15 protein-coding genes, 2 pseudogenes and 1 other annotated feature are annotated in these 22,345 nt (G+C 49.8%); of the genes and pseudogenes, 13 read left to right on the forward strand and 4 right to left on the reverse strand.

The window, feature by feature from the left end; genetic code table 11:
- Positions 1 to 10: 10 nt before the first annotated feature.
- The 3 genes from DWX91_RS12915 to DWX91_RS12925 are packed head-to-tail and all read left to right on the forward strand — an operon-like array spanning position 11 to position 5,227.
- Positions 11 to 2,395 (forward strand): U32 family peptidase, encoded by a 2,385-nt coding sequence (locus DWX91_RS12915; RefSeq protein WP_118539123.1) that lies wholly within the window; start codon positions 11 to 13, stop codon positions 2,393 to 2,395.
- 47 nt (positions 2,396 to 2,442) lie between these two features.
- Entirely contained in the window at positions 2,443 to 3,783 is a 1,341-nt protein-coding gene (locus tag DWX91_RS12920; protein ID WP_118539125.1) for an FtsW/RodA/SpoVE family cell cycle protein, read from the forward strand.
- Positions 3,767 to 5,227 carry a peptidoglycan D,D-transpeptidase FtsI family protein gene (locus tag DWX91_RS12925; protein ID WP_118539127.1) on the forward strand — a complete coding sequence of 487 codons (1,461 nt, stop codon included), beginning with the start codon at positions 3,767 to 3,769 and terminating at the stop codon, positions 5,225 to 5,227. The genes DWX91_RS12920 and DWX91_RS12925 overlap by 17 nt, the downstream gene beginning before the upstream one ends.
- Positions 5,228 to 5,301: 74 nt before the next feature.
- Here the strand turns inward: DWX91_RS12925 and aroA are convergent.
- Positions 5,302 to 6,577 (reverse strand): annotated as a pseudogene (gene aroA, locus DWX91_RS12930) (3-phosphoshikimate 1-carboxyvinyltransferase).
- A 66-nt stretch (positions 6,578 to 6,643) separates the two neighbouring features.
- On the reverse strand, positions 6,644 to 7,750 hold the full coding sequence (locus DWX91_RS12935; protein ID WP_118539129.1) for a prephenate dehydrogenase: 1,107 nt from the start codon (positions 7,748 to 7,750) through the stop codon (positions 6,644 to 6,646).
- 334 nt (positions 7,751 to 8,084) lie between these two features.
- Between DWX91_RS12935 and DWX91_RS12940 the strand changes: the two are divergent.
- The 3 genes and pseudogenes from DWX91_RS12940 (at position 8,085) to DWX91_RS12950 (ending at position 12,203) form a co-directional block, all read left to right on the forward strand.
- A pseudogene (locus DWX91_RS12940) lies at positions 8,085 to 10,174 on the forward strand (elongation factor G).
- Positions 10,175 to 10,554: 380 nt separating this feature from the next.
- Positions 10,555 to 11,685: a hypothetical protein gene (locus tag DWX91_RS12945; protein WP_118539131.1), complete on the forward strand. Its 1,131-nt coding sequence runs from the start codon at positions 10,555 to 10,557 to the stop codon at positions 11,683 to 11,685.
- Positions 11,682 to 12,203, forward strand: a complete 522-nt coding sequence (locus DWX91_RS12950; protein ID WP_107001643.1) for a hypothetical protein — start codon at positions 11,682 to 11,684, stop codon at positions 12,201 to 12,203. Before DWX91_RS12945 ends, DWX91_RS12950 begins: the two co-directional genes overlap by 4 nt.
- 158 nt (positions 12,204 to 12,361) lie before the next feature.
- Here the strand turns inward: DWX91_RS12950 and DWX91_RS17570 are convergent, their stop codons facing one another.
- The gene (locus DWX91_RS17570) at positions 12,362 to 12,868 is read right to left on the reverse strand and encodes an acetyl-CoA hydrolase/transferase C-terminal domain-containing protein (protein WP_412693910.1); all 507 of its coding nucleotides are present in this window, start codon (positions 12,866 to 12,868) and stop codon (positions 12,362 to 12,364) included.
- Positions 12,754 to 13,680, reverse strand: coding sequence for a hypothetical protein (locus DWX91_RS12955; protein ID WP_243099058.1), 927 nt, complete (start codon positions 13,678 to 13,680; stop codon positions 12,754 to 12,756). The genes DWX91_RS17570 and DWX91_RS12955 overlap by 115 nt, the downstream gene beginning before the upstream one ends.
- Before the next feature lie 393 nt (positions 13,681 to 14,073).
- Between DWX91_RS12955 and DWX91_RS17575 the strand changes: the two genes are divergently transcribed.
- The 7 genes from DWX91_RS17575 (at position 14,074) to DWX91_RS12990 (ending at position 22,314) form a co-directional block, all read left to right on the forward strand.
- On the forward strand, positions 14,074 to 14,589 hold the full coding sequence (locus DWX91_RS17575) for an MATE family efflux transporter (RefSeq protein ID WP_243015210.1): 516 nt from the start codon (positions 14,074 to 14,076) through the stop codon (positions 14,587 to 14,589).
- Positions 14,517 to 15,428, forward strand: coding sequence for an MATE family efflux transporter (locus DWX91_RS12960; protein WP_243099059.1), 912 nt, complete (start codon positions 14,517 to 14,519; stop codon positions 15,426 to 15,428). Before DWX91_RS17575 ends, DWX91_RS12960 begins: the two co-directional genes overlap by 73 nt.
- Before the next feature lie 30 nt (positions 15,429 to 15,458).
- Positions 15,459 to 16,517: an MBL fold metallo-hydrolase gene (locus DWX91_RS12965; protein ID WP_118472426.1), complete on the forward strand. Its 1,059-nt coding sequence runs from the start codon at positions 15,459 to 15,461 to the stop codon at positions 16,515 to 16,517.
- Positions 16,518 to 16,750: 233 nt separating this feature from the next.
- The gene (locus DWX91_RS12970; protein ID WP_022360163.1) at positions 16,751 to 16,963 is read left to right on the forward strand and encodes a FeoA family protein; all 213 of its coding nucleotides are present in this window, start codon (positions 16,751 to 16,753) and stop codon (positions 16,961 to 16,963) included.
- 128 nt (positions 16,964 to 17,091) lie between these two features.
- Positions 17,092 to 17,330 (forward strand) — a binding site (T-box leader).
- Positions 17,331 to 17,525: 195 nt separating this feature from the next.
- Complete coding sequence (gene leuS / locus DWX91_RS12975) at positions 17,526 to 19,937, forward strand: leucine--tRNA ligase (protein WP_022360162.1); 2,412 nt, start codon at positions 17,526 to 17,528, stop codon at positions 19,935 to 19,937.
- Between the two features lie 711 nt (positions 19,938 to 20,648).
- The gene (locus tag DWX91_RS12985) at positions 20,649 to 21,344 is read left to right on the forward strand and encodes a transcription termination/antitermination NusG family protein (RefSeq protein WP_118539133.1); all 696 of its coding nucleotides are present in this window, start codon (positions 20,649 to 20,651) and stop codon (positions 21,342 to 21,344) included.
- The gene (locus DWX91_RS12990) at positions 21,319 to 22,314 is read left to right on the forward strand and encodes a glycosyltransferase (protein ID WP_182435085.1); all 996 of its coding nucleotides are present in this window, start codon (positions 21,319 to 21,321) and stop codon (positions 22,312 to 22,314) included. Before DWX91_RS12985 ends, DWX91_RS12990 begins: the two co-directional genes overlap by 26 nt.
- Positions 22,315 to 22,345: the final 31 nt, after the last annotated feature.

Here is a 22,345-nt window from a genome sequence, read left to right on the forward strand (position 1 = left end):
GTGAAATGATATGAAAAAAAAGGTGGAAATTCTGGCACCGGCGGGTTCCTTCGATAGCATGAAAGCGGCGGTTGCTGCGGGGGCGGACGCAGTCTATATGGGCGGCAGCCGTTTCGGAGCCAGGGCATATGCGGAAAATCCGGATGAAACGGGGATGCTGGAAGCGATCAACTACGTGCATCTGCATGGGCGCCAGCTTTATATGACGGTCAATACGCTGGTAAAGGAAGACGAGATGGATGACTTATACGACTATCTGCTTCCGTATTACCAGGCGGGACTGGATGCCGTGATCGTGCAGGACATGGGCGTATTTTCTTATATCCGGGAGCATTTTCCGGATTTGCCGGTTCATGCGAGCACACAGATGACGATTACCGGACCGGAGGGCGCGGCGCTTATGACTAGAATGGGCGCGGTCCGCATCGTCACAGCGCGTGAACTTTCATTGGAAGAGATACGCCGCATTTATCAGGAGACGGGCGTGGAGATAGAGAGCTTTGTTCACGGGGCTCTCTGTTACTGTTATTCGGGACAATGCCTGTTCAGCAGCCTGATCGGCGGCAGAAGCGGCAACCGGGGACGATGCGCTCAGACCTGCCGGCTTCCGTTTGATGTCCTTCGGCGGCTGGATGAGAACAACCCGAATGAAAACAAAAAACAAAAGAAAGAAAATGGCGTGTTAAATCCGGGCGATTCCAAGTATGTGCTCAGTCTCAAGGATCTTTGTACGCTGGATATTTTGCCGGATATTCTGGAAGCAGGCGTTTATTCCTTGAAAATCGAGGGACGCATGAAGAGTCCGCGCTATACGGCAGGCGTGGTGCGCCTGTACCGGAAATATGTAGATTTATATTTAAAGAATGGCAGAAAAGGTTACCGGGTTGACCCGAAAGACCGGAAGGAGCTGCTGGATCTGTTTGACCGCGGCGGTCAGACGTTAGGCTATTATACCGAGCACAATGGACGCGATATGGTGGTCTGCCATGAGAAACCGGCATTCCGCCAGGAAAACCGGGAACTTTACCAGTATCTGGACAAAACGTATGTGGAAGCAGAGGTGAAAGAACCGGTTCAGGGGTTTGCGCGTGTCTGTGAAGGCGAACCGCTGCAGCTGACGCTTCAATACGAAGATCCGCTGACGGGAGAAAGCCGGATGGCAGGCGGAATCGGAGCAGTTGTCCAGACGGCAGTGAAACAGCCGATGAGCAAGGAACGGATTGAGAAACAGCTCGGAAAAACGGGAAATACGCCGTATTATTTTGAAAATCTGGATGTGGAGACAGGCGGCAGCCCCTTTGTGCCGGTGCAGGAGTTAAATGAACTCCGCCGCTCTGCGTTTGAGCAGCTGACCGAGGAGATACTGCGTCCATACCGCCGGGAGATACCGGAAAATAGGGCGTGCGGGACAGGAAAAGGATGGCAAAATCCGGAAGAAAAGAATCTGGAAGAAAATAACCAGACAGGTTCGGAATCAGAAAAAACCAGCCCGGCTCAGGACGTTGAACTCACAGCAGATTTACCTGTACAGAGCCAGAAAACGCTGTTTGAGAATAAAAAAGGGAATAAAACAGCTCTGTACCACATCCACGTTTCGGTCGAACACCCGGCACAGTTAAAAGTGGCGTTATCCGTACCGGAAGTCGGCGCCATCTATCTGGATAGTGCTGAATTTGGCGTCGAACAGTGGAACGAATGGGTATCGCGCTGCCATGAGGCAGACAAGCAGTGTCTTTTGGTAATGCCGCATATTTTCCGCGATCGGGCAAAGGAATATTTTGAAACACATCGTTCCAGGCTGGAATCGGCGGGATTTGACGGTCTTGTCATCCGGGCATGGGAAGAGCTGGAACTGGTGCGCGAGTGGAAGATTTCCATCCCGCTTGTGATGGATTATGGTATTTATACGATGAATCACCGGGCGGAGGATTTTGTGCGGGAGATGGCGCCGGAGTTTTCGATGCGTTTTACCCTTCCGGTCGAGCTCAACAGCCGGGAGTTGGAGGCGCGCGACAGCCGGGAACGGGAACTTCTCGTATATGGTTCGATCCCGGTCATGGTAACCGCCCAGTGCATCCGGAAAACAGTGGAAGGATGCAGTAAATGTCCGGAATATCTGTATCTGCGGGATCGCAAAAAGAAGGTATTTCCGGTAAGGAACCAGTGCCGTTTCTGCTGCAATACGATCTACAATTCCAGCCCCCTGTCGCTTTTGAAGGATAAAAAGCAGATAGACCGCCTGCAGCCGGAGGTGCTGCGTCTGGCATTTACGTCGGAGAGTGCGGCACAGACCGGGGAAGTGCTGGATGCCTACGTGAAGACCTTCCTCCATCAGGAACCGGTGGAGCTGGAGGGCGAATTTACAAGAGGTCATTTTAAGAGGGGCGTAGAGTAGCGTGTGTACCGGGAATCTTCCGGGTACACATGAAAAGGAGGATCACCATGATAAATCTTGTGACAACGATGTCCAGGTATCTGATGATATTGCTGATACTGATTTATACATATTATAATTTCCGCTTTTTTTCACTGCCGGATGACGAGTCGAAACTCCGGCTCTGTCGTCTGCAGAATGTACCGCTGTTTTTGATATTTCTTCTGTCGGGTACGATCATTTATCTACAAACCGAGGATGAGGCAGTTGTGCTGTTTTTCGGCGCGCAGCTTGTCTTTTTTGTCCTGTACCAGCTCTTATACCGGCTGTTTTACCGGAATGCGTCGAGACTGTTGCTGAACAACACGTGTATGCTTCTGTGCACCAGTTTTATCATGCTGACGCGCATCTCGATGGACAAGGCGGTCCGCCAGTTTATCATCATGGCAGTTGCAGCGGTTATCACAATGATTATACCATATGTGATAGATAGAACCTGGCAGCTCGCTAAGATACCGTGGATGTACGGCCTGATAGGTCTGGCGCTGCTGCTGGTTGTCTGTGTGATCGGCAATACCAGCTTCGGCGCGCAGCTTTCGATCAGTATCGGCGGATTTTCGTTCCAGCCGTCCGAGTTTGTTAAGATCAGCTTTGTATTCTTCGTGGCGACGATGTTTTACCGCTCAACGGAGTTTAAAAATGTGGCGATCACGACCGGCGTGGCGGCGGCGCACGTGTTGATTCTGGTGTTATCCAAGGATCTGGGAAGTGCGCTGATTTTTTTCCTCGCCTATGTCCTGATGCTGTTTATTGCAACCTCCAACTGGCTGTATCTGTCAGGCGGTCTTGGAAGCGGCTGTGCGGCTGCGATGCTGGCGTATAAGCTGTTTTCGCATGTGCGTGTCCGAGTGGAAGCATGGCAGGATCCGTGGAGTGACATTGCAGGAAAAGGATATCAGGTTACGCAGGCGCTCTTTGCGATCGGCACAGGCGGCTGGTTTGGCATGGGACTTTACCAGGGGATGCCGAAGAAGATACCGGTTGTCGAGAAGGACTTCATTTTTGCGGCGATCTCGGAGGAGCTGGGCGGCATCTATGCGCTCTGTATTCTCCTGATCTGTCTGGGCTGCTTCATGCAGTTCATGCTGATTGCGACCCGGATGCAGGCATTATTTTACAAGCTGATCGCGTTTGGTCTGGGAATTGAGTACGTGGTGCAGGTGTTCCTGACGATCGGCGGCGTGACCAAGTTTATCCCGTCCACCGGCGTGACGCTGCCGCTTGTCAGTTACGGAGGCAGTTCAATTCTCAGCACATTTATCCTGTTTGGCGTGATACAGGGACTATATGTCCTGAAACGGAATGAGGAAGAAGAGGAGGAGCAGCAGTTTGATGAGGCAGAAGGATGAAATGGAAAGAACTGAAAATGCGAGAGCGCGTTCAAACCGTCATATTCTGTGGCTGACCTATGGGATTGCGGCGCTCTTTATCGCGATGGCCGTTTATTTTGGCTGGTTTATCCAGTTTAAGAGTGAAAATGTGATCGGCAGCTCTTATAATGCGAGACTCGATCTCCTCTCAGACCGGGTGACCCGCGGTTCGATTATGAGCAATGATAAAACGGTGCTGGCGCAGACGAACGTTGCAAGTGACGGAAGCGAGAAACGCTATTATCCGTATGATTATCTGTTTGTCCATTCGGTCGGATATTCCGGCAAAAATGGAAAAACAGGTCTGGAGTCGCTGGCGAATTTCTACCTGCTTTCCTCCCATGTGAATCTGATTGAGAAAACGATCAATGAATTTCAGGGGAAGAAAAATCTGGGCGACAATGTGATTACGACGCTCGATGTGGATCTGCAGCAGACGGCATCCGACGCGATCGGAAAACACCGGGGCGCGGTGATCGTTATGGAACCGGATACGGGAAAGATTTTAACGATGGTTTCCCAGCCGAATTTCAATGCGAATCTCGTCGATGAGCGCTGGGCAGAGTTGATATCGCCGGACAATACGAAGGCGCAGTTAGTCAACCGCGCGACGCAGGGCTTATATCCGCCGGGATCGACGTTCAAGATGCTGACGGTGCTGGAATATATGAAAGAGAACCCGAATACCTGGCAGGACTATGTGTATAATTGTAATGGCTCTTACCAGAATGGCGATTATACGATTAAATGTTACCACGGGACGGCACACGGGGCGCAGAACCTGATTCAGGCATTTGCCAATTCCTGCAACGGTGCGTTTGCGGAGATTGGAATGCAGATTAATTCAGAAAAATTCCGGGCGCTGGCAAATCAGATGCTCTTTAATTCGGAGCTTCCGTACACACTTCCGTACAACCAGAGCACATTTTCGCTCGACGGCAGTTCGGATGACTGGGAAAAGCTTCAGACCGCGATCGGACAGGGGAAAACCCAGATTACGCCGATGCATAACCTGATGATCGTATCGGCGATCGCCAACGGCGGCACGCTGATGAAGCCATATATGATCGATCATGTTGAAAATGTGGGTGGTCAGACGGTCAAGAAGTTCCTTCCGTCCGCCTATGGAACCCTGATGTCTGCGAATGACGCACAATTTCTGACGCATCTCATGAGCCAGGTGGTCGAGATTGGTACGGGTTCCGCGATGCGGGGGGCATCCTATACGGTGGCCGGAAAAACCGGTTCCGCCGAGTTTGAGACAGGTAAGGAGACACATTCCTGGTTTGTCGGTTTCGCTCCGGCAGACAAGCCGAAGGTGGCGATCTGCGTGCTGGCAGAAGAGTCTGGTTCCGGCGGTGCGGTCGCTGCGCCGATCGCAAGACAGGTGCTGGATCGGTATTTTGCGAAATATGGGCAGTAGGACAAAAGAAAAGGGCAGGAAAGCGATTTGAAGCTTTTCCTGCCCTTTTTGTCTCAAATATGCATAGTCACATTTTATTTACACAGCCGTTCCAGATCCCCATAGAATCCCGGATAGGAGATGTTCACGCAGTCTGCATCCAGAATTTCGGTCTCGCCGGAAGCGCCGAGTGCGGCAACGGCGAAGGTCATGGCGATGCGGTGATCCTTCTTGCTGTCGATCACAGCACCGTGCAGCGGCTTGCCGCCGTGGATGATCATGCCATCCTCGGTCTCGGTCACATCCGCGCCCATAGCAGTTAAATTCTCTACCATGACAGCAATGCGGTTTGACTCTTTTACCTTCAGTTCCGCGGCATCGCGTATGACGGTGGTTCCCTCGGCATAGCACGCCATCGCAGCGATCACCGGAAGCTCGTCGATGAGAGTCGGGATGATCGCACCCTCGATCGCGGTTCCAGTCAGCTTACCGGAGCGGACGAGCAGGTCGGCGGTCGGTTCGCCGGAGGCGGTGTTTACATTGAGAAGTTCGACGTCCGCGTTCATCGCCTTGCAGACGCGCAGGATGCCGTCGCGGGTCGGGTTGATACCGACATTTTTAATTAAGATTTCTGAATCCGGTACGATGAGTCCGGCTGCGATAAAAAAGGCAGCGGAGGAGATATCGCCCGGAACCTGAATTTTCTGTCCATAGAGCTGTTTGCCGGCTGTAAAATCGCGGTGGTTCCTTCTGTGTGGATGTCTGCGCCGAATGCGGACAGCATCCGTTCACTGTGATCGCGGGAGATGTACGGTTCGGTCACGCGGGTTTCTCCGTCGGCATACAGACCTGCCAGCAGAATCGAGGATTTGACCTGGGCGGAGGCAACCGGAGAATTATAATGGATGCCGTGCAGCGGTGAGCCGGTGATATGGAGCGGCGCGCAGCCATTTCCATTGACACTCTCGATCTTTGCGCCCATCTGAGAGAGAGGATCGATGATGCGCTTCATCGGACGTTTCTGGATGGAAGCGTCGCCGGTCAGTGTTGTGTCAAATTTCTGGGCCGAGAGAATGCCGGAGATCAGGCGCGTTGTGGTGCCGCTGTTGCCGCAGTCTAAAACGGAGTCTGGGGCAGTCAGCCCGTGCAGTCCACGTCCGTGGACGAGAACGGTCTCGCCTGATTTTCGATCGAGATTCCCATTTTGGAAAAACAGGAGATCGTGGAGAGACAGTCTGCGCCCTGCAGGAAGCCGTGGATTTCGGTCAGTCCGTCCGCAAGAGCGCCGAACATGACGCTGCGGTGGGAGATGGACTTGTCTCCCGGAACGGTCAGTTCGCCCCGGAGAGAAGATGTATGGGTAAATTTCATTGAGTTCATAGTTGTACCTGCCTAAACATTAATGTTGAAAGTTAAGTTTGAAACATACATTGCAGTCTACGCGAACAGCGTGTAATTGTATTTCTTCAAACGCGCCCACGCCGCTTCCATCGAAGCCTTGTCGTAGAAGCTGATCCGCAGCGCGCCCTCGCCATGCTCACGGTTGTGGCTGATGCCGATATTTTTGATACTGATTCCTTTACCGGAGAGGATCGAGGAAATGATGGAGATAGCACCTGGCTCGTCCACCACGTCGGCGGAGAAGGCGTATTCCGGCTGTATCGATCCTTTTGGAGTTTCTGCAAACGAATTCCGGTAGTCGCGGGAGGACTCAAACAGCTGGTAGATGGCTCTAGACTGGTGGTCGGACAGTTCTTCCCGCAATGTCGTCAGGGAATCAATGTAGCGATCCAGCACCTCAGTGATATTGCCTGTGTTCGTCATGCAGATCTGTTCCCACATGACCGGAGAAGAGGAGGCAATACGGGTGATATCCTTGAAACCTCCGGCAGCCAGCCGTTTCATCATCTGATCCTCGCTGTCGCAGTCGTGTACCAGGTTGACCAGGCTGGAGGCGATGAGGTGCGGCAGATGGCTGATCGCCGCGACAATGAAATCATGACGATGGTAATCCAGCACCAGGGGCAGCGCACCGATCGCCTTTGCCACATTCACCATACGGTCAGTGTGGGAAGCTGGGGTGTGCGGTGTCGGGGTAATGATATAGTATGCATTTTCCAGCAAATGGTCGGTTGAACTCTCGTAGCCGGTCTTTTCCGAGCCAGCCATCGGGTGTCCGCCGACGAAGCAGCTTTCCATGCCAAGCGCGGCAACGGTCTCATGAATGCTGGTCTTGGTGCTTCCGACGTCAGTCACAACCGCGCCTTCCTTTAAGAACGGCCGGATCTGGCGCAGATAGGATTCATTAAATTCAACCGGTGTGCACAGGAAAATGATGTCGCACTTGCTTAAATGCTCGTCCACGCCGTCCAGAATCAGGTCAACAATGCCGTCTGCATGTGCCTGTTCCAATTTTTCGCGAGTCCGCATATAAGCCATGATCTGAATATCCGGGGCGCTGCGTTTCAAACCTCTGGCGATAGAGCCGCCGATCAGACCGAGTCCGATGAAACCGGCGGTAAGATGATTAATCGGTGTATTCATAGCAATTACGCTCTCTTTCATAGGTAGTATAGTAAAAAATGAAACTAGAAATTATTGTAGAATAGAACAAGTCACTTGTCAACGATTTTACGCGTTGAAGTGAAAAAGAATTTTTTTTACATCTGTTTATTACTAAATTTGCGAAAATGCGATTGATTTCACCGCCTTTGAACAGGGAAATTGTCGCATTTTCAATGCTTTTCAAAATAAAACGAATAAATTTTGTATAAAGGTGTTGTTTTGCTTGAAATTTTCTCTATTTTCTTGTACAATATGAACAGAGGTTAAAATACAAGAAAAAAACATCAAAATAAATAGACGGGAGGACTTAACTATGAACGTGTATGGGACAAAACAAATCCGCAATGTAGTGTTACTGGGGCACGGCGGTGCCGGCAAGACAACGGTAGCAGAGGCGCTGGCACTGGTAACAGGTACTACCAAGAGAATGGGAAAAGTTCCGGAAGGAACCACCATCAGCGATTATGATAAAGAAGAAATCAAGAGACAGTTCTCTATCTCCACCACGCTGATTCCGTTGGAGTATCAGGGAGAAGATGGACCGATCAAGATTAACCTGTTAGATACCCCTGGCTATTTTGATTTTGTGGGAGAAGTAGAGGAAGCTATCAGTGTAGCAGATGCAGCAATCATCGTTGTAAACTGCAAGGCTGGCATCGAAGTCGGAACCGAGAAGGCATGGGAACTCTGTGAAGAGTACAACCTGCCGCGCCTGTTCTTCGTTACCAACATGGATGACGATCAGGCAAGCTTCCGTGAGCTGATCTTAAAACTGGAGAAACAGTTTGGCCGTAAGATCGCGCCGTTCCAGGTGCCGATCCGTGAAAATGAAAAATTTGTCGGCTTTGTCAATGCGGTAAAGATGGAAGGCCGCCGTTTCACCCATTTAAGCGAATATGAGAAATGCGAGATTCCGGAGTACACCAAGAAGAACCTCGGCATCATCCGTGATGCGCTGATCGAGGCAGTGGCAGAGACGAGTGAAGAATATATGGAGCGCTATTTCTCCGGTGAAGAATTTACACAGGAAGAGATCGCACAGGCGCTGCGTGAGCACGTAAGTGAGGGCAACATCGTTCCGGTTATGATGGGTTCCGGTGTCAATGCACAGGGCTTCGCATATTTGTTGCAGGCGATCGATAAATACTTCCCGTCACCGGACAAGTTCGAGTGTGTCGGTGTCGATGTATCGACCGCAGAGCGCTTTACCGCTAAATATAATGACGATGTATCCCTATCGGCACGTGTTTTCAAGACTGTGGTTGACCCGTTCATCGGCAAATACTCCCTGATGAAGATTTGTACCGGTACCTTAAAACCAGATACCGTTATCTACAATGTAAACAAAGATGCTGAAGAGAAAGTTCAGAAAGTATATGTTCTCCGCGGCAAGGATGTCATCGAGGTTCCGGAATTAAAGGCGGGCGATATCGGCGCGGTTGCCAAATTAAACGTTACTCAGACCGGCGATACCATCGCAGTCCGCACGGCTCCGATTGTATACCACAAACCGAAGATTTCTACCCCGTATACCTACATGGCATACGCAGCTAAGACCAAAGGCGATGAGGACAAGATCTCCAGTGCACTGGCGAAGATGATGGACGAAGATCTGACACTCAGAAGCGTCAGCGATACCGAGAACCGTCAGACCTTACTTTACGGCATCGGCGAGCAGCAGCTCGAAGTTGTTGTCAGCAAGTTGCAGGCAAGATATAAAGTAGACATTGTGCTCAGCAAACCGAAATTTGCATTCCGCGAGACACTTCGCAAGAAAGTAGAAGCACAGGGCAAATATAAGAAACAGTCTGGTGGACATGGACAGTACGGCGATGTTAAGATGTCCTTCGAGCCGTCCGGCGATCTGGAGACACCGTATGTATCGAAGAAAAGGTATTTGGCGGTGCCGTTCCAAAGAACTACTTCCCGGCAGTTGAGAAAGGTGTTCAGGAATGCGTACAGAAGGGTCCGTTGGCTGGATATCCGGTTGTCGGTGTGAAAGCAACCCTGTTAGATGGTTCCTATCATCCGGTTGATTCCTCCGAGATGGCATTCAAGATGGCAGCGACGCTGGCATTCAAGAAAGCGTTCATGGAAGCGAATCCAGTTCTCCTTGAGCCGATCGCATCTCTGAAAGTAACCGTTCCGGATAAATTCACCGGCGACGTTATGGGCGATCTGAACCGCAGAAGAGGTCGTGTTCTCGGTATGAACTCCAACCATCACGGCAAACAGATCATCGAGGCAGATATCCCGATGTCCGAGCTGTTTGGTTATAATACCGACCTTCGTTCCATGACCGGCGGTATCGGTGAATTCTCCTATGAGTTCAGCCGCTACGAGCAGGCTCCGGGCGATGTACAGAAGAGAGAAGTGGAGGCGAGAGCAGCAGAAGCTGAATAATGGCAGATGAAGCGCTTACCGTTTCGGTCAGAAATATGATATTCTTATATAAATAAGCAGAAAACCGCCGCAGGCGGCTGAGTGGATCGATACCGATTCATCAAGGCTGTCAGCGGCGGCTTTCTCTTTCTGTAAGGTCTTTCGGATCGATATGGTTATAGGCTGTGCTTGAATTGAACAAAGCGCTGCGAATGTTATCGATGGGACAGGCGAGAAGTTAAGGCAGTGAATGCGGATGCCAAATTGCTACGAATTGCGTTCTTTTGCAATTTTCAAAAAGAAGGCTATAAATTGTAAGAAAATAGAAAAGACTACCCACCTGTAAAAAGGTATAATGTTGCAAAGAGAACAACTTATACAGACAGGTGGGTGGCCTTTTTATGATAGAGAAAAATGAGAAAAGCGGGGAACTCATGGAAGTAAAAGAACAGGCAAAAACAGTTCGGAAACATCCGGAGCGGATGATCGTGCGTATCTGGCTGGTGCTGGCGCTTATTTGTCTGCTGGCGGGTCTGATCGCCCAGTATACGTTCCGGCTGAAAGAACCGCTGTTTCTGCACTACAGCCAGTCGGCCTATCTGGGCTGTGGGCTGGACGGAGTAGAAACTTCGGAGGATGGAATCGTTCCATCTGTGTCAAGTGAGGCGCTTGAAGAAGAAAGTACCGATTCCGATGTGAAAGTTGGAGTTTTAGACAAAGGTGTGAAAGACCTGAATGCGAATATGGAATTGGAGAATACAGTGTCCTTATATGCACTAGGGGAAGAAAGTGTGGATGAGACAGATGAAACTTCGGATGTATGGTATACACAGGTAAATTTTGCCTATCTGACGGATGTGACGGATGAGATCTGTGTGAGAGAAATTCGTTTTTCAGAGTTGCCTGAACTTCAAATGCAGGAAATGCGGGAGACAGTCCAGTCAGCGGGACAGTATGCGCTTCATCGCCTGGATGCTACGCTTTCGATTGAAGATCCGCAGCATAACGGGATCCGTCAGTGGAGAATCCTGACGCGGGCGCAGGTGCTCTATTCAGATGGAAACACAGCGGACGTAAAAATTGGTAATCTGGTACTGATTGCAAATCCGGAGGGCGGGAGCGCCCTGGAAAATCCAAGTTCCAGCGCCAATTCAGATGGAACGGCCACACAGGTTTACACCGTTCAGAAAGATGGAACCATCGAAGTAAAAGGCTGCATTGCGTCAGCCGGGGAGATGGAAAATTTTTCGATGACCTTAAATGGAGAGCCCATCCCAGCCCAAAAAGAAGGGGAAGAGCCGAAACGGATGACAGTAAAAACGGGTGATGTGCTGACGTTCCAGAGCCATTGGATTGGCAAAGAGGAAGACCAGTCGCCGCAGGTATTTCATTCAGGAGTTGCAGTGCTTTCATATATCGGCAAAGATGGCGGGGAGCAGGTTCTTTCATTTGAAAATGAATACAGGAAGAGAAGGGAGCTTCGCTTTATTGATGTGTGGAAATATCTGCTGAAAGAGGAGGCATTTAAGTGAAAACGGGAGATCATAAGATTTTAGCCGGTCTGATTCTTGCTTCGATTCATATTAATCTGTTCCATGTGATGCTGCTGCCGCCCTGCATCGGGTTTCTGATTTTATATATCGGGATTCTCCAGAAAGAGCGGCAGGCGGGATTTTTCCAGATGGATGTAAAAGAGATGAGAGTGTACCGGGCAGCAGGGGCGGCGCTTGTGCTGGTGACTGCTTTTTCTAGCTTCCTGTCCATGTTCTGGAGGCGGCCGGACGGAACCATCTGGTCGCTGATTCCGTGTATGCTGGAATATGTGGTGCTCTATGGACTGATGGAAAGCTACACCGCAGGTTCGCCCAGACATTCCTATCACTCCGAACTGTGCTGTGGATATGCTATGGTAATGGGAGCAGCACTGTGTGGGTACGCAGTCAGCCTGATTCTGCATATCGCGCTGTGGCAGCTCTTTGCGTCTATGATTATTCTGGTCTGCCGGTTTATGGTGGTTATGGTTGTTATAGGGGCGAAGAAAGAGGCATAAAAAATAAAAAGCCGTAATCAGATATACTCGCCCATGGGATTAAACTCATGAGCGAAAGTATAAGGTTACGGCTTTTCTATGTTGAAAATTCTGGTTTTCAAATAATCAAAGATAACATGGAATGTTGATGTTTCGGTTCCGATGTATCTTTCCAATTTTTATTTAAAATTCTCCTCCGCATACCGGCGCAGCTCATCACGGAAATCCGGGTGTGCGATGGCGATCATGGCATCCGCTCGTTCTTTTAAGGTAAGCCCGGTCAGTTTTGCGATACCGTATTCGGTCGCCACGTACTGAATCATGGTACGCGGTGCAGATACGGTGCTGCCGCCCGGAATGAACGGTACGATGTTGGATTTTAAGGAGCCATCTTTTTTCTTGTGGGTGGAAGCAAGGCAGATAAAGCCCTTGCCTCCCTCGGAGCGGAATGCGCCCTCCAGGAAATCCATCTGTCCGCCGATACCGGAGAGCTGTCGGGTGCCGGCAGACTCGGCATTTTCCTGTCCCATCAGATCCAGCTCGACACCACCGTTGATACTGATGACATTTTTCATCTCACCGATGCGGTACGGGGAGTGGACGTAATCGACGTCAGCCGGATGGAAGAGCTGCGGCTCATTATCCAGCCAGTCATATAATTCCTGAGAGCCATGGCAAGGTTCCAGGTAGAATAACCGTTGTCAATTTCCTTCTTCTTGTTGGTCAGCTTGCCAGCCTTATGGAGGGCTAAAAAAGCATCGCTGATGGTGCCGGTGTGGCAGCCGAGGTCGGTTTTGTCGGACTGTGCCAGCATATTGGCAACGGTAAACGGAACGCCGCCGACGCCCAGGGAAAGGACAGCGCCGTCCGGGATCTCCTCAACGACACGTTTGGCAATCTCAATATCAATGGCGCTCGGATCGCGGTAGGTGCGGATCGGAAGCGGCTCATGCTCGCCCTCGACGATGAAATCTGCCTCTGAGAGGTGGACACGGTGGGAACCATCGACGCCCTGTAAGCGCGGGAGGCGCTCATTGATCTCGAAGATGACGGTGCGCGCATTCTCAAAGATGGTGCGCCATGCATAGTTGGAAATACCCAGTCCGCAGCAGCCGTCCGCATCCGGTCTGGAAACCGGTACAAAGGCAACATCCACGCGAATGTGGTGGCGGTACATTTCCGGCAGGGAACGCAGCATCATCGGCATAAACTTGCAGAGCCCACGGGTCTGCAGCTTGCGCTCATAATCGCCGATGTGCCAGCTGTAGTAGCTGAATGCTTTCTGATCCGGGTCGCTTTCGACAACCTCGATGCGCGGGCGGATGACTAAACCACCGCGGATCTTGACATCGGTCAGCTCATCCCTGCGTGCTGCCAGCGCACGGTCGAGAAGCTCCGGAAATCCAGCGCCAAATCCATAATCCACCCAGTCGCCCGGTTGAACGGCCTTGACGGCGGTCTCAGCACTTACAAATTTGCCTGCGTAATTGTTAGACATAGTAAAAATCCTCCATCGGTATGAAATTCATAATTTTCTAGTTTCCATCATATCCCAGAAAGCGCTTTTTTGCAACTTCCAAAGACAATTCCAAAAGACAATTTTTAAGCTGGGTTTTAAGATAAGTTTAATACGGAAATAGTTGACAAAATAGGTGTTTATGATAAAATTAAGTGTTTATAATTAAGAGTTGGTCTTTTACACAGCAGGCAGAAGTGCCTGTATTTTTATGTAATAGGAAATTCCTTGGAATCCCCTATTACACAAAAAGGCACTAACGTGCCAATGATGTGCACTTGCGCGAAGCAGAAACATGTCGCAAGCGACCGCGCTCGGCGCGAGAATGTGACTGTAAAGAATACAACAAATATAGAAAGAGAGGAGTTACGACAAATGAAAACAAATACGGATTTATTTGAAAAAACACCCGTACCGAAGGCGGTCGCAACCATGGCGGTTCCGACCATGATTTCCATGCTGGTGGTTGTTATCTATAACATGGCGGATACATTTTTCATCGGTCAGACGAAGGATCCGCTGCAGGTGGCGGCAGTTTCGCTGGCAACGCCGGTCTTTATGATTTTTATGGCATTAGGCCATCTGTTCGGTATCGGCGGCAGCTCAGCGATATCGAGAGCACTGGGAGAACGCCATAAAGATCGGGCATGTCATATCAGTTCATTCTGCTGCTATGGATCCCTGGGGCTGGGCGTCATAGTGGCTATCCTGTCTGTACTTGGAATGGAAACCATTCTGCATCTCATCGGTGCCAGTGTAAATACGATCGGTTTTGCGAGACAGTACCTGGCGATTATTGCAATCGCGCGCCGTTTATTATGTTTTCAACTGCATTTGCGAATATTCTGCGGGGAGAAGGCGCATCGAGAGAATCGATGGTCGGAAACCTGATAGGTACCGTAGTAAATATTATTTTGGATCCGATCATGATCCTGGTGCTTGGCTGGGGAGTGACCGGTGCAGCGCTTGCGACGATCATCGGCAATATTGCGGCCTGTCTTTACTATATTGCTTATTATCTACGGGGAAAATCGACACTGTCGATTCATTTTCGTGATTTTAAGATGGGAGATGGAATCGCTTCCGGCGTGGCAGGGATCGGTATTCCGGCTTCCTTAAATAACATCCTGATGAGCTTTGCCAATATTATCCTGAACCAGGCGCTGGTCGGCTACGGTGACACACCGGTAGCGGCGATGGGGGTTGCGATGAAATCCAATATGCTTGTTGTCCTGCTGCAGATTGGTCTCTGCGTGGGAATCCAGCCGCTGGTCGGTTATAATTATGGAGCGCGCAACAAGAAACGCCTGATGTCGGTATTCAAATTTACAGGACTTGTATCGGTTATTATGGGAACGATTCTGACATTGATTATGATTGTCGCAAGAAAGACAATGATTCAGATGTTTATTAATGATGCGGAAGTTGTCCAGTATGGTATTCAGATGGTGGTTGCCCTGCAGCTTTCTGCGCCACTCCTTGGTATCTTATTCCTCTGCATCAATACGATCCAGGGAATGGGAAAAGCGCTTCCGTCGCTGATTCTTACGATCTGCCGCCAGGGACTGATTTTTATTCCGCTGATTTTCGTGCTGAATGCGATGTTTGGCCTGGATGGAGTTATCTATGCACAGCCGGCGGCGGATTATCTGTCGATTGTGGTGGCGATTTTGATTTGCACACATCTGTTCCGGACGATGGATCATAGAGAAGAGAAAGCAGAAGGCTGAGAAGATTCAATAGATTCAATAAGGAAAAATATGCTTAAAGAAAATAAAAGAGAAGAAATCACAAAGAACATAGAGAAGGGGGAAGCCCTTGTAGAACAGGTGGCAGATGGAATCTGGCGGATCGGTGTGGAATTGCCGCAGAATCCTTTGCGGGAACTCAACAGTTACCTGATCAAGGGGAAAGAAAACGGGCGCGACCTTCTGATTGACACCGGATTTCGGCGCGAGGAATGCCGGGAGGCGCTGTTTGCCGGGCTTCGGGCACTTGGCAGCAGTCCGGAGCGGCTGGATATTCTTCTGACACACCTGCACTCGGATCACACAGGACTTGCCAGGGAGGCGGCAGGGACGGACAGCCACATCTATATCAGCGGAACCGATCTGGCAATCTTAAAGGACGGTTTTACACCAGAGCGTCCGCTTCGGCTGGCGGAGCAATTCCGTGCCGGGGGATTTCCGGAGGATGAAATGAAGAAAACGCAGGCGCTCAATCCGGCAGTCCGCTATAAGCTGGATCAGGTTGATGACCGTTTTGTTCCGATTGAGGCAGGCTGGAAATACACGGTAGGAGATTACACGCTGGAAATGATCTCCGTGCCGGGGCATACGCCGGGCAATGCGATGTTCTGGGCAAAGAAACAGGGCATCATGTTCACGGGCGATCATATCCTGTTTGATATATCGCCGAATATTACTTCCTGGCTGGAATCGGAGGATTCATTAGGTGATTATCTCGATAGCCTGCGCCTCGCCAGAAAATATCCGGTCCGCCTTGCCTTGCCGGGACACCGGAAGACGGGCGATTATGCAGCGCGCATCGAGGCGCTGCTGGCACACCATGAGCGGCGTCTGGCGGAGACGGAGGCGCTGCTTGCCGAACATCCGGGTATGACGGCATATGAGACGGCTGGAAAGATGCGCTGGAAGATCCGTGCCGCCAGCTGGGAAGAATTTCCACCGTCCCAGAAGTGGTTTGCGGTGGGCGAGTGCATGGCGCATCTGGACTACCTCCGCCTGCGCGGCAGAATCCGCCGGGAGATGGACGGAGAAGTGTGGAGATGGTTCACGGTAACGGCTAAATACTGTTAGAATTAACTAACAATTATTACTATTGACTAACAATAGTCTGACTGCATATAATAATAGTAAAGAAAGCAGTAACTGTTCAGTAGGTCTGCGCATTTACTGCGCTGACCGTACGAAAACATGGACCAGCAGACAAAAATCCCATTGCCGTAGGCAATTTTTAATGGATTTTTGCGCGTGACTGTGAAGGTACTGAACAGTTACAGAAAGCGGAATATCAGTCAGGAGGTCGTTGTATGCAGTCGTTGGCAAAGGTGCAGGCGGGAGAGTCCTGTGAAATCAAGTGGATGTTTGGAAATGCGGATGTGATGAACTTTTTGGAGCGCTATGGAATCAAAGAAGGAAGCCGTATCCGGGTCCTTGGACGTGTGCTGGATGGTCTGATCATCGGAAATGGAAAGGTTCGGCTGGCACTGGGCGATGAAGTGGCAGAGCGGATTCAGGTGTAGGTTTGACGGTGATTGAAAGATTGTCGAAAATGTCATGTATTGAAAGAACGTCGAATCTGTCACGTGCAAGTTTGAGAAGGTCACGTTACTTGACATTTCTTCCCATTTATGCTATTCTACCAGATAGCACAAATGCAATGAACGGAAGTAGTAAGCCGCGAAATTTCTACAGAGAGCTGCCGGATGGTGTGAGGCAGCGGAAGGAAGCCGCCGAACTGGTCCGGGAGCAGCCTGTTGAAAGAAGTGTTTTTGAATACCCGAGTAGACAGAGCCGGTCATCCGCCGTTACAGGACGATGAGGAGCACACGGATTCCGTGTGAAATAGAGTGGTACCGCGCAGTTGGAATTTTCGCCCTGCGTCTCTATACAGGTAATGTAGAGACGCAGGGCGTTTTTGACGTTACCGGATTGAAAGAATGTCCGCAAGGGTTGGATGTTATGCAACTGCCAACGGATCAGTCGATTGCAATAATGAATCATCATTTTAGAGACTGGAGCCGGATTTTGACAGGAAATAGCAAAAAATCAGCGTGGGTTAAGCAGAAAACAGGAGGAACAAAGATGTCACAGTACAATCATACCGCCATTGAGAAAAAATGGCGCGAGAACTGGGAAAAACATCCCATCAATGTAAACGATGGAAAGAAAGAAAAATATTACTGCCTGGATATGTTCCCATATCCGTCCGGAAGTGGTCTGCACGTTGGTCACTGGAGAGGCTACGTTATTTCAGATGTATGGAGCCGTTATCAGCTGCTGCGCGGCAAATACGTGATCCATCCGATGGGCTGGGACGCATTTGGTCTGCCGGCAGAGAACTACGCGATCAAGATGGGCGTACACCCGGCTATCTCGACCGAGTCCAACATTAAAAATATTAAACGTCAGATCAACGAGATCGCAGCCATCTATGACTGGGATATGGAAGTAAATACCACAGATCCGGCATTCTACAAATGGACCCAGTGGATCTTCGTCCAGATGTTCAAAAAAGGCCTGGCATACGAGAAAGAATTCCCGATCAACTGGTGCCCGTCCTGTAAGACAGGTCTGGCAAACGAGGAAGTTGTCAACGGCTGCTGTGAGCGCTGCGGTACCCCGGTTACCAAGAAAAACCTGCGTCAGTGGATGCTCAAGATTACCGCGTACGCAGACCGCCTCTTAAATGATCTGGACAAACTGGACTGGCCGGAGAAGGTTAAAAAGATGCAGACTGACTGGATCGGTAAATCTTACGGTGCAGAGGTTGATTTCGGCGTAGAGGGACGCGATGAGAAGATCACCGTTTACACCACCCGCCCGGACACCCTGTACGGTGCAACTTTCATGGTACTGGCTCCGGAGCACGCGATGGCAAAGAGCCTGGCAACCGATGAGACCCGCGAGGCAGTTGAGAAATACATTTTCGATTCCTCCATGCGTTCCAACGTAGACCGTCTGCAGGATAAGGAAAAGACCGGCGTATTTACCGGAACTTATGCAATCAACCCGATCAACGGTGCGAAGGTTCCGATCTGGCTGTCTGATTATGTATTAGCTGACTACGGTACAGGCGCTATCATGTGCGTACCGGCACACGATGACCGTGACTTCGAGTTTGCAAAGAAATTTAATATCCCGATCATCCAGGTTATCGCAAAAGATGGCAAAGAGATCGAGAACATGACTGAGGCGTATACCGAGGCATCCGGCACGATGATCAACTCTGGCGAGTGGAATGGTATGGAATCTTCCGTACTGAAAAAAGAAGCGCCGGAAATGATTGAGAAGAGAGGTATCGGTCACAAGAGAGTCAATTATAAGCTGCGTGACTGGGTATTCTCCCGTCAGCGTTACTGGGGCGAGCCGATCCCGATCGTACACTGCCCGAAGTGCGGCAATGTACCGGTTCCGGAGGATCAGCTTCCGTTAAAACTTCCGGAGGTAGAAAGCTATCAGCCGACTGGTACCGGCGAATCCCCGCTGGCAGCCATCGACGAGTGGGTCAACACCACCTGCCCGTGCTGCGGCGCTCCGGCAAAACGTGAGACAAACACCATGCCGCAGTGGGCGGGATCTTCCTGGTACTTCCTGCGCTATGTAGATAACAAGAACGATAAAGAACTGGTATCCCGTGAGAAAGCAGACAAATATCTGCCGGTTGATATGTACATCGGCGGTGTTGAACATGCAGTACTGCATCTGCTGTATTCCCGTTTCTACACCAAGTTCCTGTGCGATATCGGTGTTATTGACTTCGACGAGCCGTTCAAGAAGCTGTTCAACCAGGGTATGATCACTGGTAAGAATGGTATCAAAATGAGTAAGTCGAAAGGAAATGTCGTATCCCCGGACGATCTGGTACGCGACTACGGCTGCGATTCCCTGCGTCTCTATGAGCTTTTCGTAGGACCGCCGGAACTGGATGCAGAGTGGGATGACCGCGGTATCGAGGGCGTATCCCGTTTCCTGAACCGTTTCTACAACCTGGTTATGACCAGCAAGGACAAAGATATCAAAGAAACTAAGGAAATGGTTAAACTGCGCCACAAACTGGTATTCGACATTGAGCAGCGTTTCGAGCAGTTCAGCCTGAATACCGTTATCTCCGGTTTCATGGAGTACAACAACAAGCTCATCGATCTGGCAAAGAAAGAGGGCGGCATCGACAAAGAAACCCTCAAGACCTTTACCATCCTTCTGGCACCGTTCGCACCGCATCTGGGCGAGGAGCTGTGGCAGGAGCTCGGCGGAACCGACAGTGTCTTCCACGCTTCCTGGCCGGAGTGTGATGCGGAGAAGATGAAGGATGACGAGAAAGAGGTAGCCGTTCAGATCAACGGCAGAGTCCGCGCGACCATTACCGTACCGGCAGACATCTCCAAAGAAGATGCCATCGCCGCTGGTAAGGAGGCTATCAAGGACAAGCTGACAGGAAATATCGTAAAAGAAATTTACGTTCCGGGACGGATTGTGAATATTGTTATGAAATAAATAAAAACGGCATGGGAAGAAGCAGAAGAATCTGTGACTTTTCTGTGCAGATAAGGTCAGCGGCCATACAGGGGAGAAAAACTGTGTGGTCGCTGTTTTTTGCCCGCTCCTTTTTCGCGTGCCTGCTATTTGATTTCCTAAATGATAAAATAAAATTATGTGATTTCAGAAGGGATAGGTGAATATGGGAATGTTTGTCAACCCGGACAATTCGGCATTTCAATCAGCCCTGAATGCAAAAAGCATTCTTGATGAGGAAAAACTCATTTGGAATGCTTTTTTGCTGTCTATACGAAACATTCCACATGAAGCTTCTGGGAGGAAGCGAAGGTGTGGAGTGCTATCGTTCAATAAAATTGTCTAAAAAGTCTACCAATTCAAAAGATAAATTTTATATCATAAATGCAACATAATAGCTTGTAGCTAGAAAAATCAGAATAAAAAATTTCGCAGATATCTAGTTCTGCGAAAATAAAAGGTTTTATATGCAGAACCCAAATGCCGTATTGACAAAAACTTCAAAAGCAAAGGGAAATATTATATGAGAATTTCAGAAATTTTTGTTCAGAAATGATGACTTAATAATTTCATAAGAGATTCTTGGGAGAAACTTCTATTGAATTAACCTTGAAAGTATCGTATAATGATTGAAGATTTTCGCAGAACTAGATATTCTGCGAAAATCGCAAACATGAAAGGGAGAACGCCTGTATGTGGTACGTGGTGCAGACACCTGTGGGACGCGAGGCAGAAGCGGCAGAAAAACTGAATCATTTTTATCGGGATAAGGCTGAAAAGCCTTGTTTTGTGTTGTCCAAAGAACGGACCTGGCGGATGGGCGGTGTCTACTATGTAGATACGGAAGTCATGTTTCCGGGCTATGTGTTTGTGGACACGGCGGATGAGCCGGTTTTGGAAGACGGAGTGAAATGTCTGGCGGGGCTGGGTCGATTTCTGAATGCTGGTTCGGAAGCGCATCCATATGGAACGGCAGTCCCCCTAAAAAAAGAGGAAGAGAAATTTCTGAAAGAACTTCTTCGGGAGGATTCTTCTCACACCGTCCGGCGGTTTTTGGTGCGGGCAAATGACGCGGGGGAGATCGAATGGGCGGAAGGAGTGCTTGGTGAGATGCTGCCAAAGATCATCCGGAAGCGGCTGCGGAAACGAATCGTGACGATTCAGGCAGAACTGCTGAACGAAGCACGACAGGTAGAGCTGGCAATCCGGATGGAAGATGATCCGGAGGCAGTTTTCCCAAAGAAAGGACCCCTGAACCCTAAAAATCTTTCAGGAGATTTCCAGGAAAACGATTTTAGCCGGGTATCGGTCTCTGGAAAGAACCCATCAAAAAAGATAACAAGATTACATGGAGCGGAGAACGATGGAACAAAGCTGGCAGCAGAATAATGAGTATGAGTGTATGAAATATTCGGTTCTGATGCCGGTATATCACAAAGAAAATCCAGCGTATTTCTATCAGGCGACAGCCAGCATGATGAATCAGACGATTCCTCCAGATGAATTTGTCCTGGTATGCGATGGACCATTGACACCAGTGCTGGATGAAACGATCCAGACGATTGATCGGGAATGGCCGGGAGTTCTGCAGGTGCTTCGCCTTCCCGTATGCGGCGGAATCGCACGGGCGCTGGCAGCAGGTGTAGAAGCGTGCCGAAATGAATGGATCGCCCGCATGGACAGTGATGATATTGCCTGTCCGGATCGCTGTGAAAAGCAGCTGAGACGATATGCAGAAGAAGCAGTGGGCAAATCGCTGGGAAAGAAAGCAGAACAGGGAAAACTCGGATTTCTGAGCGGAAAAATTGCAGAATTTGCCGCAGCAGAAGTGCCAGAACAGGAAAATGTAGATAACCTAAATGCGCCAGATAGAGGTGAAATTGGAAGTGGGATGAATGGAAAATTGTTTCCGCCGGGCAGAATCACTGGAATTCGGTCACTTCCCTGCCAATATAAAGAAATTTTAACGTTTGCCAGAAAGCGCAATCCGATGAACCATATGGCCGTCATGATGCGGCGTTCAGCTGTGCTGGCGGTGGGAAACTATTATCCGGTTCCGGGGGCGGAGGACTATGAATTGTGGGTCCGTCTTTTGCAGGCAGGATATAAAGCAGAAAATCTTTCGGATATTCTGGTGTATGCGAGGACGGACAATGGGATGATCAAACGCCGCGGCGGTCTGTCCTATGCCAGGGCCGCTCTGAATCTGCAGAAAACGTTTTTTAAAAGTGGATTTTTAAATAGAAGAGAGTATCTGCGAAACTGCGTGATCCGCGTTACTGCAAGTCTGATTCCGGCATCCGTGCGTGGAATACTCTATCAGAAAAAATTGAGAGGAACGCTTTCTGAGGATGCTTAGTGTTCCTATAAAAAGAAACAGGCAGATTACC

The organism is Clostridium sp. AF22-10 (genome assembly GCF_003478725.1).
GTDB classification, from domain to species: domain Bacteria; phylum Bacillota; class Clostridia; order Lachnospirales; family Lachnospiraceae; genus Otoolea; species Otoolea fessa.

Coding starts and splice junctions, on each gene's coding strand:
- DWX91_RS12915 (WP_118539123.1), top strand. CDS start 11: ATGAAAAAAAAGGTGGAAATTCTGGCACCGGCGGGTTCCTTCGATAGC.
- DWX91_RS12985 (WP_118539133.1), top strand. CDS start 20,649: ATGTGGTACGTGGTGCAGACACCTGTGGGACGCGAGGCAGAAGCGGCA.
- DWX91_RS12935 (WP_118539129.1), bottom strand. CDS start 7,750: ATGAATACACCGATTAATCATCTTACCGCCGGTTTCATCGGACTCGGT.
- DWX91_RS12925 (WP_118539127.1), top strand. CDS start 3,767: ATGAGGCAGAAGGATGAAATGGAAAGAACTGAAAATGCGAGAGCGCGT.
- DWX91_RS12920 (WP_118539125.1), top strand. CDS start 2,443: ATGATAAATCTTGTGACAACGATGTCCAGGTATCTGATGATATTGCTG.
- DWX91_RS12970 (WP_022360163.1), top strand. CDS start 16,751: ATGCAGTCGTTGGCAAAGGTGCAGGCGGGAGAGTCCTGTGAAATCAAG.
- DWX91_RS12960 (WP_243099059.1), top strand. CDS start 14,517: ATGTTTTCAACTGCATTTGCGAATATTCTGCGGGGAGAAGGCGCATCG.
- DWX91_RS12990 (WP_182435085.1), top strand. CDS start 21,319: ATGGAACAAAGCTGGCAGCAGAATAATGAGTATGAGTGTATGAAATAT.
- DWX91_RS12955 (WP_243099058.1), bottom strand. CDS start 13,680: ATGTCTAACAATTACGCAGGCAAATTTGTAAGTGCTGAGACCGCCGTC.
- DWX91_RS12945 (WP_118539131.1), top strand. CDS start 10,555: ATGATAGAGAAAAATGAGAAAAGCGGGGAACTCATGGAAGTAAAAGAA.
- DWX91_RS12965 (WP_118472426.1), top strand. CDS start 15,459: ATGCTTAAAGAAAATAAAAGAGAAGAAATCACAAAGAACATAGAGAAG.
- leuS (WP_022360162.1), top strand. CDS start 17,526: ATGTCACAGTACAATCATACCGCCATTGAGAAAAAATGGCGCGAGAAC.
- DWX91_RS17575 (WP_243015210.1), top strand. CDS start 14,074: ATGAAAACAAATACGGATTTATTTGAAAAAACACCCGTACCGAAGGCG.